Genomic DNA, 15148 nt, shown 5'->3' with positions numbered 1-15148 from the left:
AGCCAGACCAAAACGAAACGGGAGAAGTCTACTCTTATCAGTCAAGTCCAGCAGTGGATTGCCGGTTTGCCCAGCTATATCAAGGTTTTATTGGCTGATATAAGCTGCGAAAGTTGAGTTAATTAGAAGGGTAAGCGGCAAAATTACAAGCGTAACTTGGACTGCAACAGGCAACGGCCTGTCGCACGGAGTTTGGCAATTTTTTAATGAACGGCAAAGTAGCCGACAACAAGACACAAATCTCCCGGAAGGCTTAACCTTTAAGGACGGAAGTGTTGTGGAGTGGGTAGGAGCTGAAGGCTCTGACAAAAGATCCGCTCCGGCGATATGCGGATTGGATGAGAGGAGCCCCTGCATCGGCAAGTTATATTTTCGGGCGATCGCGGCAAGTGTCTCTCCGGTATCGGCAACATGAATTTTCACTGTCAACACCGCATTATCGGACCGTTTATTCAAATTAAATTTATTCTGGTACACGGATGGTTAGACCTGATTCCCGCCACCGCAAGGCAATAGCTCAACCGGATGTAAATTTCGATGAGTTTATAGGGCTGAGATGGGAACAAATACGACATGTTTTTAACTTATGCCCGAAGGTATTACCTTAGGGACGAAACTGGATCGCGATATTGAGAACGGGATGGGTGTGTCGATCGGCCGACTGCGAGAGGATTCGGTTTACGATTTTAAATTCGTAGGGATGTCGCATAGGAAGGCTACATTCAGTCCAAATAAGCGTACAGCGTAGTCGAACAGCAAGCTTCTCGATCATTCGGGAGCTTGCTGTTTATTGCTATCCGCCTTATAGGTTCCGGAATGCTCTAAGAATAAGTGGATATTCAGCTTCAATGCCGGCTTGACTTCCGGTGAACGGTAAATTTCACGCCACTGGGGAAGATCGTACTTGTACATTTTCTCGCCCAAATTCAGCAGGTCGGTGTTCGATTGTTGTCCTAGCTGAAAGGTATCCATGATTTCTTTGCGTATCGTTTTGTCCACGGCCGCTGTCAGTTCCTCTTTGGTAAATCGACCGTTTGCCATCTCCATACTCGCTTTGATTCTTAAGTCCATATTATATTGCAGCATTCCATTCTCATAGTTCCACTTCACGCTCTGTTGAATGCTCCTCACCATAAATGCAGCTTGAAATTGCTGCTCCTTATTCACCTCCAAAAAAATTTCCTCCGAGGGCTTACCCATCCAGCGAATACCTTCGGCTTGAGAAAGCAGAAACTTCTTTTTATACTTTTTTTGATAAAAGGCATACAATCCGTCGATATAGGCCACAGGAATGGTCTTATCCTTTGTCTTCCACATGGTATGCATCGAAAGAGAGGGAATAAATGCCGTTTCCCCAGGATCTCTATAGGCTTTAAGGAATTGTCTGACAGAGACGGGCCGAGTCCGAGCTATTTTGGCGGAAGCCGGTTTAGGATTGTGGATGACAGTCAATTCAGGCGAGAGACCGATTAGTGCATCCGAACCGAACAATGGGATTAGGGGCTCTTCCGTCCCATATAACCAGACGTTATACCGAAGCTCCCGATAACGGTACAGCGCTTCTAGAATGTCCTCTACATTTTGCTCGATCGCGCGGCTGGTTAAGATAAGAGCTGTTGCCTGTCCTAAATACAGCTGCTGCTGGGATGTAATTTCATTTAGCTTTTGAAAAGCGCTAAACGGGTTGCTTCCGGAGGCCGTACCGATCCAGGTACTTTCCGCAACCTTTTCCCCCGTCCCATGCTTGGCTACATTATTGAAATCAATCAGCTGGGAGGAAACGATATATTGTCCATCTTTATAATCAACTCCAAGGGCGACGACGAACACGGTGTCTTGAAGCTCTCTTCGATCCCAACAACCCGTGAGGAGCAGGCTGCAGCTGAGAAGCAGTACGAATAATCGTCCGAAGCTCAAGAAGCATCATCTCCTTGACGGGTGGCATCTTTGGGTTGCAGCATGCGGGGTCTCTTTTTCATGGAATACAAAGGCCTTCTCACTATAGCAGGAATCATATCTTTCCAAATCGGCGGAGACAACGGGGACATGTAGGGAATGCCGAACGATTCCAAGGCAGACATATAAAAGACAATGCAGATAAAAGAAAGCATAAACCCGAATATGCCCATTAGGCAGGACATGAGAAGAACGTAAAATCGAAAGATCGTCGCCGTTCCATTCAAGTTTTGGTTAATCAGCATAAATGAGGCGACCGTAGAGATCGATACGACCACGATCATGACCGGAGAGGTAATGCCTGCCTTGACAGACATGTCTCCAATGATCAGCCCGCCGACAACGGCCACCGTTTGACCGACCGATTTGGGCAGCCGAATGCCTGCTTCCCGAAACACTTCGAATAGGAGCACGATTAGAAAGGATTCGAGTGTGGAAGGCATCGGGAGGCCGGCCCGGTTTATTTTTGCTGTAGCCAGCAGGGAGAACGGAATCTGGTCGATATTGAAAACGGATAAGGCAATCCAGAAGCCCGGCAGCAGAACGCCGGTAAAAAAACCCAATATTCGAAGGAGCCTTTCCAGGGAAACAAATTGAAAAGGTAAATATAGATCCTCCGGTGTTTTGAGAATCTCGGTGAACGTGATAGGAGCAATAATGGCATTGGGTGAGCCGTCGGCTAAACATATAAATCGCCCGACCATTAAGCTTTCGGTCACATAATCCGGACGCCCGATATAATCGATTAGTGGAAAAAGTGACATCGAAGTATCAGCAAGCAAGACTTCCAGCTGGCTGCTGTTATGCAGTACATCCACATCAATTTTACTAAGGCGCGCTTTGGCTTCTTGAATCAACTCGGCATTCGCGATATCGCTCACGTATAATAATGCGACTCGGGTTTGACTCCGCCGGCCAATCGTAAAATATTCACAGCATAAGGTGGCCGATTTAATTCTGCGACGGACCAAAGCAACGTTGGTCGCCAAATCTTCCGTAAAACCGTCGCGTGCCCCCTTGATGGAGACCTCGGACGCGGATTCCTCGGGATTGCGTTTCGGAGCATCGACGATTCCCAGGGAATAAAAGGTCCGTGAATTTTCTAAATAAACGATTAGGGTTCCAGTAAACACATCCGCTGTTAGCGTGTCGATTTCGTCATCCTTATTCAGCTTTCTCAATCGTAAAGGACCGAAGCTATCGAGCGATTGCTCGTCCGGATGAAGCTCAATCATACTCTCCAAATGAAGCAATACAAAATTATTGATTTGCTTGTGGTCGGCTAAGCCGGTGCAGTAGATTAGAATCACGCTATGCGATGATTTCTGAAAGGTCATTAACACTTTATTAATTTGAACATCGTGGCTATTTTTGAACAACTGCCGGATGGAATGCTCTTCTAAAGAGCCAATGGTGCTCTTGGAGTGAGGATCTTGCTGCAGCATAGTTAAACCACCTTTTTAGACTAGGTTGTTACGTTCTTTAGCCTCGATAAAGCGATAAGTCCGATCAGGAGGACGACCATCAATAAATGGAATAGCAATACCCCAGGAAAATACCAGTGCCGTAAAAATAAGATGAATTCGTAATCACTGATTTGTAGAAGGTTAGAGAACATGAAGCCCGCACCAATTGCTGCAGCGGCTAATGCTCGAGGGCGCCGCTTATTCAAATGGGCCAAATCAAGAATAAGACACATGCCAAGAGATATTCGCACGGATGCGCCGGTGATCCACTGATAAATGGACAAATAATCCATATGCTCGATAAAATGTCCGACATGCAGAAGCCGCCATTCCTCAAATGCGGGGTATCGCTGCTTGGCGGCCTCGATTGGACCAAATTCGCTGATGGAGCCAATGGTCGGACCAAAGGCCAAGCAGACGAGCAACAGAGCAAGTGAAATATAATAAGCAAATGATTTTTTGGTAGCATGACCGCTTAGAAAAATAATGATAATCATCTCCGTTAATCCGCCGCCAACATAAATCAGTCCTTTCAGGATGGGACTCCAGCCATTTTCAAATAGGGGAAAGATGTTGGAGTAATCCTTATTCGGAATGTTAGCAAAGGCAATGAAGAAGCCGAGCAAAGAGACTGTCGGCAAAAAAATGCCACATGCAATCATGATCATGCGTACTCCAAATACGCTGACCACAGCGCATAACCCGCATAAGAAAAAGGCGATGACAAGAATGGGGGTATGGGGCAAATAGGAAATATGGGTCCACGTGATCGTATCATTTAGAGCGACGAAGACGAAAAAGATAAAATAAACGATCCATAATCCCCGAAAGAGAATGGAAGGTAGGAAGCCATAAGTGATCCTAATCCAATCTTGAATCGTCCGACCACTCGTTTTTTTGCAGATGTAGTAAACTGGAAGCATGAATAGGCAGATGGGCGCGATCAATAAGAGGATGCTGATCCAGGCGTCCCTTTGTACCGTCTCTAATAGTAACGGAACCAGTTCAACGTGATTCATAAGACCGACGGACATCATCAAGGTCATCATGACAAGAGCAAAGGGCAAATTCTTTTGAGGCATTTGGGAATCCCCCTTGGAAGGAATAGTATGAGTTCATTATTGTAGTATCTGCCCAATGAAATGATAATATTCCAAATCCTGTAACAAAAAAAGAAGAGACCGCTTCAAAAGGTGGTCTCTTCTTAAATCGGATTATTTCTCAGTCCAACGATTCCCTTCAGGGTAACTAGAGGTTTTGTTTACTGACGGGATCAATCGTCCCAACCAGCTTAAACATGGTTTCTACAAGTAGGGGCGAACAGTTTTAGTGACGGGATTAATTTCCCACGGGTACGATCGTTCTACCCCGGCTACCGTACTAAACTCCTTAAAGAAAAAGAGTTCAACCAGGAAAAAACTGGCTGAACTCATAATACGACGGGTACGATAGTGGAGGAGCTTGCCGCGAGCAGCCTTTTTTCATTTAACGGGAATGTTACCAAAAAGGGCTTTACGACGAACTATAAACCCTAAAAATGGGAAAAATATAACAATCAAATCAAGCGCATCTTTAAAATACTGTTCAATAATAAATTAGAAGGTATATTTTTTGTGATAAATTGAAAATCATTTAATGTATATAAGTTGTATTATTGATCTTCCAGTAGATCTCCTGATTCCATTCTGATACAGAGCCGATCGACAATCTTTTGGGGAGTCTTCATGATCTGTTCCATGAATGAATGCACGTTTTTTCGGATTTCGGCGACAGTGTGGTAGAAGACATTATTCACGACATCCGCCTTCAACCATTTCCATAGTCCTTCTACGATATTAAGTTCAGGGCTGTATGGTGGCAGAAAAACTAGTTTAAGCCGTCCTTGTTGCTCTTCGAGAAACGATTCCAGCAGTTTCGCATGATGAATTCTGGCGTTATCCAGCACCATTGCTATTTTACCTGTTGGATAAGCCGTGACGACTTTCTGCAGAAACGCTAAGAACTTTTCAGCCGTATATTCTTCATCTTCTTGCCAAACGATGTTGCCCGTAACGTAGTCAACTGTTGAAAATAACTTTACGCCATGATGCTTACCCGTGGTTTTGATGATTCGCTGCTTTCCTTTTTCAAACCATGTATGCTGAAGAGCTTGATAATCACGGATCATGGCTTCATCTTCAAACAAAAGATGATCAATTTCGCTGTTTTCCTGATTTTTTTAACCCTGGAAAGGTTTTTTCGACAAACTCTTTTTGCTTCTCTTCATCAGCAGCTGCCAAGGTATACGTTGGCTTGGTGTAGCTCATACCCAAACGATGCATCAACAAGGATACTCCTTTGATGGAGTATTTCTTCCCGAACTCTCGGTTAATGAACTCCCCAATCAGTTCAAGGGTCCAGTTGAATTTTGCGGTAAATCCAACCTCGTGGGGAAGGGAGTTGATGATGGTTTTTTTAAGCTCTGCCTGCTGATCCTTTGTAAGTCGCACGCTACGACCTGGAGAGAATTTCATTGGCAGTCCATCTAAGCCGAATTTCAGATAGAGCTTTAAGTAGTTTCTTACCGTACGCTCTGTTCTTCCAATCAGGGTGGCAATTTGATTCTTGTCGTGCCCAAGTAAATACAAACGTATGGTTTGATAGCGTTCGAACTTTCGGCGATCCTTTTCCTGTTTAGTCGTTTCTCAACTTCCTGTAGATCCTTATTTACTTCCATCGCCATCACCCGTTTATAAAGTTGGTCTTTACCTTTTCGACGTATGATGGGTAGAAATCCTTTCCAAATGATAGGAAAGAGTTTAATTCAACTTATATAGAACCAATATTAAGAAATGTGGACAGATTGACAAGCGAATAGAAAAACATTATATTTAACCACATGGTTAAATGCTATAGTGAAGAAATCTTAAACGATGTCTTTTCAGTTCTTTCCGATCCGACGAGAAGAGCAATAATTTCACAGTTAGCCAAAGGCGAGATGACAGTCATGAAATTAGCCGAGCCTTTCGAGATGTCTTTACCTGCAATATCAAAACATTTAAAGGTACTAGAAAAATCTGGGTTAGTTTCAGTGCGCAAAGAAGGGAGGTTTCGTTATTACTATATAAATCCAGCATCAATTGACTGTGCAAATCAATGGTTAACGGATTTAAGGCAATTCTGGACTTCGCAATTATCAAGACTTGAGCGCTTTCTGGACCAAAATTCAACGGATGATTAAAGGAGCTAAATAATTATGATTACAATGCAAGCAAACAAATTTACACTGCAACTCAATTATTACTATAAGGCCAATAGAGAAAGAGTATTTCAAGCGTGGACGAAACGAGAGCAGTTGAAACAATGGTGGGGCCCAGAAGGATTCAATACTACTATTGATCGAATGGATGTTGTTGAAGGGGGAGTTTACCGCTTCATCATGCAAGCTCCTAATGGATCAAATCATATTATTGGTGGCAAATATTTAGCGGTTATCCCAAATGAGAAGCTGGTATTTACCTGGAAGTGGGAGCATGAAGGATCTGGCGAAGAACAAGAGGATACGGTTGTAACAATCATATTTGTTGAACAAGGTGCAGGAACTGAGCTTGTAGTTACGCACGAGAATTTCTCAACGAAGGATCAAGCTGAAAATCATAATAATGGATGGAGCAGTTCTTTAGGAGTCAACTTTAAGAAATATTTGGAGCAAGGTGTCTAATTAAAAGTGCTACTGGAAGACCAAAAAAAGATGGAGGATTACCATGACAAAACAAAATTTCGCAAATCACCGCAGATATCACGCGCCATTTCACTACTTTTTACCCGTTGTATTACTGGTTATGTTAGTAGCAAACATCTTTAATATAATAAAAGAGGGACTAACCCTCTCTGTCATACTTATGTTGCTTACTTTTGTGTATCTTATTACTATTAATTTTTTTGTTATTAGAAATTATCCATTGAAAGCTCAGGACAGAGCAATTCGAGTGGAAGAAAATTTTCGCCACTATGTGTTAACGGGACAAACGATGGATTCAAGGCTCACACTTCAACAAATTATTGCACTGCGTTTTGCTAGCGATTCCGAATTCGTTGAACTTTGCAAAAAAGCGGTCCTGGAAAATTTAAGCCCAAATGATATTAAGAAAGCGATTAAGGATTGGAAAAGCGATGACTACAGGGCATAGAGTATTCGCTTTTGCCTGAACTTTGTACTATGGACAACGCGTTGAATTCATTGTTGCAAGAAGGCTACGTGGTTCGTGGACCTCAAGAGGAAATTATTGTAATAATACTGAGGCACATGTGTATTGTATAAAAATACAAGATTGAAAAACGTCTTATTCTTCAAATCCTTATGGCTGCCTGATCAATGGGGAAAAGGAACTTATAAGCATATAGACTACCACCTAAAGCAATTTGGTGTTTTGAAGCTGTTAAAATAATGTCGGGTGACAAGAACATTATCTCATTATTGGCCGCGTAAATGGGACTGTTGACAAACGCATCAATTAATAGGTTTTTTGGAGGGCCGTGTAGAATTTATTTCTATACGGTCTTTTTTACTTTGGAGGGTAATCCTATGATGGGTGTAGATGGAGCCAAACAAAACCAATTGATGTATATAAGCCTAGATGACCTCGTGCCTCAAGACCACTTATTGCGTGCTATTCGAAAAAAAGTGGACTTTACTTTTTTTTATGAAAAAGTGCAGCATCTCTACTCTCCTTTTGGACGGAGATCAATTGACCCCGTTCTCCTCATGAAGATGTTACTCATTGGATACTTGTTCGGAATCCCTTCAGAAAGAAAGTTAGAGCAAGAAATCACTGTAAATTTAGCTTATCGTTGGTTTCTAGGTTTAGATCTGGGTGAGACTGTCCCTGACCATTCCACGTTAAGTTAGAACCGTCGCAGAAGATTTAAAGACAGTGAAATATTCCAAGAGATCTTCGATCACATTGTTTCGGAGTGTATAACGAAAGGTATCGTGACGGGAGAGTTGTAGTTGTTGACTCCACTCACATTAAGGCGAACGCTTCGACTTACAAAACAGAAAAGGTAGTTATTGAGAAGAAACCATTAGAATATTTCGAAGAACTAGAGCAAGAAGCTCGTCGAATTGAAAGTGGTCATGATGATGATCCGAATAAGAAAAAACGTGGGAGAAAACGGAAAGAGGAACTTCCAGAGAAGGAGGTAACACAGAGTAAAACCGACCGTGAGGCAGGGCTGTTAAACAGAGAGAATAAACCAAAAGGCTTTTACTACCTGGCTCATACCACTATTGACGTGAACCATGGAATTATTACAGACGTACATGTCACTCCAGCAAATATGAATGACCACGAACCATTTACAGCTCGCTTAAGAGAGCAAAAAGACAAGTTTCAATTACAAATCCAAAAGGTTGGAGCAGACAAAGGCTACGATCGCTCTGCGGTTCATCATGCTCTTGAAAAACTTGAGATTGAAGGGTACATAACACCTATAGATTCTGACGAAGCGCACATGCAAAAGATGGGATTTATTTACAGCAAAAAGCATGATACGTATAAGTGTCCGGAAGGGAGATCACTCCACTTTTCGCATATTAGTTGGCGTACGGAAAGGCAGACTTACAGTAAGGTTTACACCTCACAAAGCAAAGATTGTAAAGTATGTCCATTACGTTCGAACTGCTTCGGTAAGACAGGTACTCGGAAGACGATTCAACGCCCATTATTTCAAGAAGCAAAAGAACGAAATGTAGCACGTTCCAAAACAAGCATATACAAGAGAATTCAAGAAGCAAGGCGGGTGTGGTGTGAAGGTAGTTTTGGAACCATGAAAAGATGTCACAACCTCACGCAGACCTACAAGAAGGGCATTCGGAACGCCACCGAACATTGCCTTTTTTCCGCATTGGCTTTAAACATAAAACGTATGATAAGAGCGGTATAAGGGGGAAGTTAGCCACCACAAATCGCAACAATTCATGAGAAAATACGCCAAAAGTTGAAGCACGGCTAGGGAGTTTAATCCCTAGCAGTACTTTGTCAACAGTCCCTAAATCGCGGCTTTTTTGTTTTATGGGATCAAGTTCTTGTCAAAACCTAATGACAAGAACTTGATCCCATTCCCGATTTTGACAAGAACATTATCTCATTCCCGACAGGGATGAATTAAAGGTAAACTGAAAATTACAGAAAAAGTGACGTTTTTGGAGATGGAGAGGGGTTCTCCGAAAACTCAAGCTTTGTGAATAGTACTGTAATTACCGCAGAATCCGACTAAAGAATTACAAAAACGATTCATGCAGATACGGGATCGTATTTTGCGCTGCAATCCGTTGAGGAATTGGAGCATGGGGGTATGATGGAAATTTCGGCAAACGCAGTTGTTTATCCGAATTTCACAATGCTTGATTCTATCATTATCGAGACTAATGATGTGAGAGGATTAGGCAAACATTTAAGACGATTAGGATAACGCTCTCTTTTTCAATTATGGCATAATAAAATTATGTTCATGACGTGCCCCAACTTCACGTTATCCCAAATCCAACAACCATGAACACCATGATATATACGGCCACGGAGTGAACTACGGCTTAATAATTTTTGGATAATGATGATAGAATAATAAAATTTCTTGGAGAGGTGAATTATTATGGAAATTCGTTCATTAGGACAAACTGGATTAAAAGTAACGATTCTATGTTTGGGCACGATGACATTCGGAAATCAGGCAGACAAAAAAAACTCTTTTGAGATTCTTGATAAGGCGTTTGATGCCGGTGTGAGTTTTATCGACACAGCAGACGTGTATCCCATTGGGAGGGCTTCCTACGCTGTTGCGGGTGCAACCGAGTCGATTATCGGGGAATGGTTAGAAGGTAAACGAGACAAAGTGGTGCTGGCATCAAAGTGCTTTGGTGCGATGGGACCTGGTGCAAATGATAGAGGGTTAAGCAGGAGGCATATCATAACCGCCGTTGAAGATAGCCTTCGCCGCCTAAAAACGGACTATCTAGACCTTTATCAAGCTCACCAATTCGATCCAAGCACACCCTTGGATGAAACGTTACGTGCGTTTGATGATCTCGTTGAGCAAGGTAAGGTCCGTTACATAGGAGTATCCAATTGGCGTGCTTGGCAAGTGGCAAAAGCCAACGGAATTGGGGACAGAAAAAATTACGCCCGCATCGTGAGCGTGCAGCCGCGCTACAATTTGTTGTTTAGGATGATTGAGGACGACTTGGTTCCGATGGCGCTTGATGAAGGGCTTGGCATTATTAGTTACAACCCGCTTGCGGGAGGCATGCTGACGGGCCGTTACACGAAGAATTCAAGTGTCGAAGAGGGGACTCGTTTCGGACTTGAAAACAATGCGGGTTCACTGTATCAGGAACGTTATTGGCAAGAGGCGCAGTTCGACGCTGTTGAACGATACAAATCTTGGTGCCGAGAACACAACTTTGATCCGGTCACGACAGCCGTGCGTTGGGTCATACAGCAATCGGGAATCACATCCGCAATTATTGGTGCGAGCCGTCCGGAGCAATTGGACGCGAGCCTACGCGCTGCTGACATGGAAAAGTTAACGGTACAGCAGTTGGAGTGGCTAGATGGACTGTGGTTTTCATTGCCTCGTCGTCGCGAGTTTAGTTAGAGCAGTCTGAATTCGAAAGACAACCTTCCTTCAAATATTAATAAAGGAGAAATGGGAGTATGAAGTACGTAGAATTAAACAATGGTGTGAAAATGCCAATTTTGGGATATGGGGTGTTCCAAATTCCAGATCATGAACAATGTGAAAGGTGTGTACTGGATGCAATAGAGGTAGGTTACCGCTTAATCGACACTGCTCAGGGCTACGGAAATGAAGCGGCTGTAGGAAAAGCCATTAGAAAATCCCGGGTTCCAAGAGAGGAATTATTCATTACTACAAAGATCTGGATTTCTACTTATGGATATGAAAATGCAAAAAAATCTATCGAAGGATCATTAGAAAGACTTCAGCTTGACTATGTAGATTTATTATTAATTCATCAGCCGTTTAATGATTATTATGGAACATATCGTGCTATGGAAGAACTAAATAAGGAAGGAAAAATAAGAGCAATAGGTGTAAGTAATTTCTATCCAGACAGATTAATCGACCTGATTAAATTCAATGAAATTGTTCCAGCAGTAAATCAGGTTGAAACACATGTATTTAATCAACAAGTAAAGGCTCGAGAAATTATGAAGAAAAATGGAGTGCAAATCCAGGCCTGGGCACCTTTTGCTGAAGGAAAAAACAACTTATTTGGTAATGAAACATTAAACGTAATTGGAGATAAATACAATAAATCCAGTGCCCAAGTTGCTTTAAGATACTTGATTCAAATTGGTGTATCAGTGATTCCTAAAACGGTGAATAAGGAAAGAATGAAACAGAATATTGATGTATTTGATTTTGAATTATCAAAGGAGGATATGGATGCCATTGCTGCTTTAGATAGAAGAGAAACTTTGTTCTTTTCACATTATGATCCTGAACAAGTTGAACGTTTAACCAGCATGGTAAGAAAGTTTTAATATATAGTCCAACGCAAGATACATTCCTTCCGCACAGACATCGTCTAAAAAAGACGGTAATCGGAATTTTCTTTGTACGTAGCGTGAGCGAGTTTTATGTTAAATGAACACACTTTAGCCGCTAGTTACTGTAATCATGTTACGTATATAGTCGGGACATCCAACTACTTCATGACGAATAGCCCGGTAGGTGCGACCTCCGGGCCAGTGGGCAAAATCAACTAGACAAGCGATATGTACCACCTGTACGCGCGCGTTATATTCGTGAGCCTTCCGACCAAACACCTTTCGGCCCTCACTTTGGTTCTGGGCAGATCCGCCGCTTCATCCCGGGTTTACAATTGATTCAGCTCTTGCCCATTAGCATCCATTCGGAAAAGTCTTTCTGATCTGAATAGCTTGCGTGCGGATATGTGGATTCGAGCGTAAGCACTTATGGGGAATGGACTCAAATGAATTCATACTATATGGGGAAATGAGCGAGAACCTGAAGGGGTTGACGCAGTCTTTTTAGTTGAAGATGATGGTTTCGTGAAATTCTTATATATTAAGAATCGATAATGAATGAGATGACCATCAATTCCTTGTACCGGGAGGGTTTTAGGCTGCGGCAAGATATTGCGGACAGCTAAGCCGAATTGCAAGGGGGATGGGAGACTGTTTTCAAATTGGCGATGTCTATTCGCAGTTTTATAAGCGACCATTCAACTGATAAATTTTAAGAATGTCATTTCGGACCTGTGTGCTAATTCCACTGATTTAAATTTTTCAGGATCACCAGCAGGGGATCTTGTAGAAAGAATAAATTACTTGAATATTAAATCGTTGGCACTATCTAACACTGGATTCACTCATCAGACGAGTGGCATCGCAAGAAAGGCTTTTCAAGGAAGATGATTCGGCTATCTTAAAAATATAAATGCGCCAATATATTCGGAGTTGTAAATGTTGTAAAAAAGAACCTCTTGCCATCGACCCTTTAACCTTATTTAATCTACTGGGTAAATTTTAGGTCGGCACTTAACACATTCTGTACTTGCGCATAAGTTCAGGCGCGAGCTAAACATAAACATATTACATATCAGTATAGCCGTAGTATGTTCAATAACAGCCTGCACATTATAATGTGCGGGCTGTTGGAGTTTAATTTGGTAAGCAGTTTGTGATGAAAATTTTCGCACACGCTATTTATCGTTAAAATTCGGGGAAAGATGGAATCATGAGTCCAAGAAAGGGTGAACCAGGAATGCAGCAGCCATCCGAGGGAAAAATCCCCCCAGAGGCTTTTTTTGCGGGAATGGGATCAAGTTCTTGTCATTTATGACATCAAGTTCTTGTCAACCGATGTCCGGCGACACAAACATAGGTGTATTGAACTCCCCGTAAATTGGGGATTTTTTATACGAAAATGTGGTTTAAGGGTTGGGTTAGCTCGATTTAGGCACAAAAAGATCCCCTCCCCGAAAATTTTTTTCAGAAAAAATTTTAAAAGTTAAGCAGGATGGATATCCTGTAATTGGATGGAATAACCCATGGACTTGATTTTACTGACCCAGTAATCAAGTCCTTTTTCTTTCTTGGGCAAGTAATCCCAGCCTAGTTCTTGGTATGTGGTTTTATCTCTTAGCATGAAGTAGCAGATCTTCAAAATGAGATGTGCCGTTGCCATGGCAGCCTTCTTGGGACCTCGTCGTTTCACAACTCTGCTGTAAAATGCAGCAATGCGTGAGTTCCTGGTTTTAGAGGCCGCCCAGGCAACTTGGCACAGAACAGCTTTTAATCCCTTATTGCCTTTGTTGGTCTTGGAACTTCGCTTCTTACCAGCACTTTCGTTATTTCCCGGACAAACCGCGGCCCACGAAGCCAGATGATTTTCAGAGGGAAATACTTCCATGGTTGTACCGATCTCCGCAAGAATGCTCGCCGCTGCATCCTTTTGAATGCCTGGAATGGTAATCATCAGGTCGATTTCCTCTTCGTATGGCTTCAGCAATTGGTCAATCTCTCCATTTAGGGCCTCGATATGTTCCTCCACTTGACGTAAATGTACCAAGTGTCGTCTGATCATCCAGCGATGGTGAGCACGTACACGTCCGTTTAAGGCCTCGAGTAGTTCAGGTACTTTCTTCTTTAACTGCGTGTGTACTAGCCCTTTCACGGAGTCGGCATCCAGCACCTCTGCGTTGCCGATAGCCTCTAGCAGAGCGAGACCTGATTTCCCAAATAAATCGGACACGTAAGTGGTTAGCTTTACGTTCGCATCTTGCAATATCTTGTGTATTCGATTCTTCTCTGACGTCACTTGACCTTGAAGCTTTCGACGGTATCGCGTCAGGTCTCGAAGATCCCGAATGTCTACGGGTGGCACAAAGCTAGGTTCAATCAGTCCGCAGCGGAGCAGACTTGCGATCCAAGCAGCGTCCTTCACATCGGTTTTACGCCCCGGGACATTCTTGATTTTCTTGGCATTTCCGAGCACGAGTGTGAAATGCTCTTCAAGGACGTTCCAGACCGCTTTCCAGTAGACGCCTGTGCTCTCCATGGCAACATGGGAGCATTGTTTCTCTGTAAGCCAGTCCGACAGTGCTAGGAGTTCCCCCGTAGTCGTACCGAAATTACGAATCTCTTGTTGTGGCTTTCGGTCTAAAGGACCACTTATTACACAAGCGACAACGGTTTCTTGATGCACGTCTAACCACGCGCATCGTTCTAATACGGCATCCATACTCATCCCTCATTACTTGGACAGTGTACAGGTCATGCAACGGAGAGTGTGTATTTTTATACACGTGCTCAAGCAACAATCGGCGGTTCTCATCGTTGCAATAGGGCGGTTTTTTATACGGGTTTGGTTTCACCAAAAAAGAGTCGACCTTTGACCTGCCATTACCAGTATTGGATCGGGATTTGTTTTTGAATCAAACATTACATTTTCATATATCGCGGTGACCGTAAGGTCATGAAGGTTTTTTATGAAAATCAACGCACGTATGATCGAAAGAAGGCATAACAAAGCTGAACTACCAGTACGCCAGTTCCTGAGGGTTCGGGATTATCAGGCTTCTAGCTTCGTAACCATAAACCCTTCAGCTTCAAGGAGTTTAATGGCGGCAGACTTATTAAGTTCACGAACATTTGACTTCCCACGATTCAAATAGTCCATACCGATCTCTAGGTAGG

General features: G+C 42.8%; 11 protein-coding genes and 1 pseudogene. 7 read left to right on the top strand and 5 right to left on the bottom strand.

Going from position 1 to position 15148, the window contains the following annotated elements:
- Nucleotides 1–768: 768 nt before the first annotated feature.
- From FPZ49_RS34035 to FPZ49_RS34020, 4 genes and pseudogenes are all read right to left on the bottom strand, one after another.
- Nucleotides 769–1917 carry a Ger(x)C family spore germination protein gene (locus FPZ49_RS34035; RefSeq protein WP_144855040.1) on the bottom strand — a complete coding sequence of 383 codons (1149 nt, stop codon included), beginning with the start codon at nt 1915–1917 and terminating at the stop codon, nt 769–771.
- Nucleotides 1914–3401 (bottom strand): spore germination protein, encoded by a 1488-nt coding sequence (locus FPZ49_RS34030; RefSeq protein ID WP_144855038.1) that lies wholly within the window; start codon nt 3399–3401, stop codon nt 1914–1916. Before FPZ49_RS34030 ends, FPZ49_RS34035 begins: the two co-directional genes overlap by 4 nt.
- Before the next feature lie 20 nt (nt 3402–3421).
- Nucleotides 3422–4504: an endospore germination permease gene (locus FPZ49_RS34025; RefSeq protein ID WP_144855036.1), complete on the bottom strand. Its 1083-nt coding sequence runs from the start codon at nt 4502–4504 to the stop codon at nt 3422–3424.
- Between the two features lie 569 nt (nt 4505–5073).
- Nucleotides 5074–6097, bottom strand: a pseudogene (locus FPZ49_RS34020) (IS630 family transposase); the annotation flags it as partial.
- 203 nt (nt 6098–6300) lie between these two features.
- On the opposite strand from FPZ49_RS34020, the gene FPZ49_RS34015 reads away from it, so the two are divergent.
- From FPZ49_RS34015 to FPZ49_RS33985, 7 genes are all read left to right on the top strand, one after another.
- Nucleotides 6301–6642 carry an ArsR/SmtB family transcription factor gene (locus tag FPZ49_RS34015; protein ID WP_144855034.1) on the top strand — a complete coding sequence of 114 codons (342 nt, stop codon included), beginning with the start codon at nt 6301–6303 and terminating at the stop codon, nt 6640–6642.
- Between the two features lie 15 nt (nt 6643–6657).
- Nucleotides 6658–7122: an SRPBCC family protein gene (locus FPZ49_RS34010; protein ID WP_144855032.1), complete on the top strand. Its 465-nt coding sequence runs from the start codon at nt 6658–6660 to the stop codon at nt 7120–7122.
- A 43-nt stretch (nt 7123–7165) separates the two neighbouring features.
- Nucleotides 7166–7591 (top strand): DUF6526 family protein, encoded by a 426-nt coding sequence (locus FPZ49_RS34005; protein ID WP_144855030.1) that lies wholly within the window; start codon nt 7166–7168, stop codon nt 7589–7591.
- 395 nt (nt 7592–7986) lie between these two features.
- Complete coding sequence (locus FPZ49_RS34000; RefSeq protein ID WP_186446270.1) at nt 7987–8310, top strand: transposase; 324 nt, start codon at nt 7987–7989, stop codon at nt 8308–8310.
- Nucleotides 8311–8375: 65 nt separating this feature from the next.
- Entirely contained in the window at nt 8376–9347 is a 972-nt protein-coding gene (locus FPZ49_RS33995) for a transposase (protein ID WP_186446269.1), read from the top strand.
- Nucleotides 9348–10055: 708 nt separating this feature from the next.
- Nucleotides 10056–11057, top strand: coding sequence for an aldo/keto reductase (locus tag FPZ49_RS33990; protein ID WP_144855024.1), 1002 nt, complete (start codon nt 10056–10058; stop codon nt 11055–11057).
- Nucleotides 11058–11116: 59 nt separating this feature from the next.
- Entirely contained in the window at nt 11117–11968 is an 852-nt protein-coding gene (locus FPZ49_RS33985) for an aldo/keto reductase (RefSeq protein ID WP_144855023.1), read from the top strand.
- Between the two features lie 1492 nt (nt 11969–13460).
- Here FPZ49_RS33985 and FPZ49_RS33980 read toward each other — a convergent pair.
- The gene (locus FPZ49_RS33980; RefSeq protein ID WP_144855021.1) at nt 13461–14693 is read right to left on the bottom strand and encodes an IS110 family transposase; all 1233 of its coding nucleotides are present in this window, start codon (nt 14691–14693) and stop codon (nt 13461–13463) included.
- Nucleotides 14694–15148: the final 455 nt, after the last annotated feature.

Origin of the sequence: Paenibacillus cremeus (assembly GCF_007786445.1) — a bacterium.
Taxonomy (GTDB): domain Bacteria; phylum Bacillota; class Bacilli; order Paenibacillales; family NBRC-103111; genus Paenibacillus_G; species Paenibacillus_G cremeus.
Note: the sequence above shows the minus strand (reverse complement) of the source record. Positions and strands in the feature narration are given on the sequence as shown.

Coding starts and splice junctions, on each gene's coding strand:
- FPZ49_RS34030 (WP_144855038.1), bottom strand. CDS start 3,401: ATGCTGCAGCAAGATCCTCACTCCAAGAGCACCATTGGCTCTTTAGAA.
- FPZ49_RS34025 (WP_144855036.1), bottom strand. CDS start 4,504: ATGCCTCAAAAGAATTTGCCCTTTGCTCTTGTCATGATGACCTTGATG.
- FPZ49_RS34015 (WP_144855034.1), top strand. CDS start 6,301: ATGGTTAAATGCTATAGTGAAGAAATCTTAAACGATGTCTTTTCAGTT.
- FPZ49_RS34010 (WP_144855032.1), top strand. CDS start 6,658: ATGATTACAATGCAAGCAAACAAATTTACACTGCAACTCAATTATTAC.
- FPZ49_RS34005 (WP_144855030.1), top strand. CDS start 7,166: ATGACAAAACAAAATTTCGCAAATCACCGCAGATATCACGCGCCATTT.
- FPZ49_RS34000 (WP_186446270.1), top strand. CDS start 7,987: ATGATGGGTGTAGATGGAGCCAAACAAAACCAATTGATGTATATAAGC.
- FPZ49_RS33990 (WP_144855024.1), top strand. CDS start 10,056: ATGGAAATTCGTTCATTAGGACAAACTGGATTAAAAGTAACGATTCTA.
- FPZ49_RS33985 (WP_144855023.1), top strand. CDS start 11,117: ATGAAGTACGTAGAATTAAACAATGGTGTGAAAATGCCAATTTTGGGA.
- FPZ49_RS33980 (WP_144855021.1), bottom strand. CDS start 14,693: ATGGATGCCGTATTAGAACGATGCGCGTGGTTAGACGTGCATCAAGAA.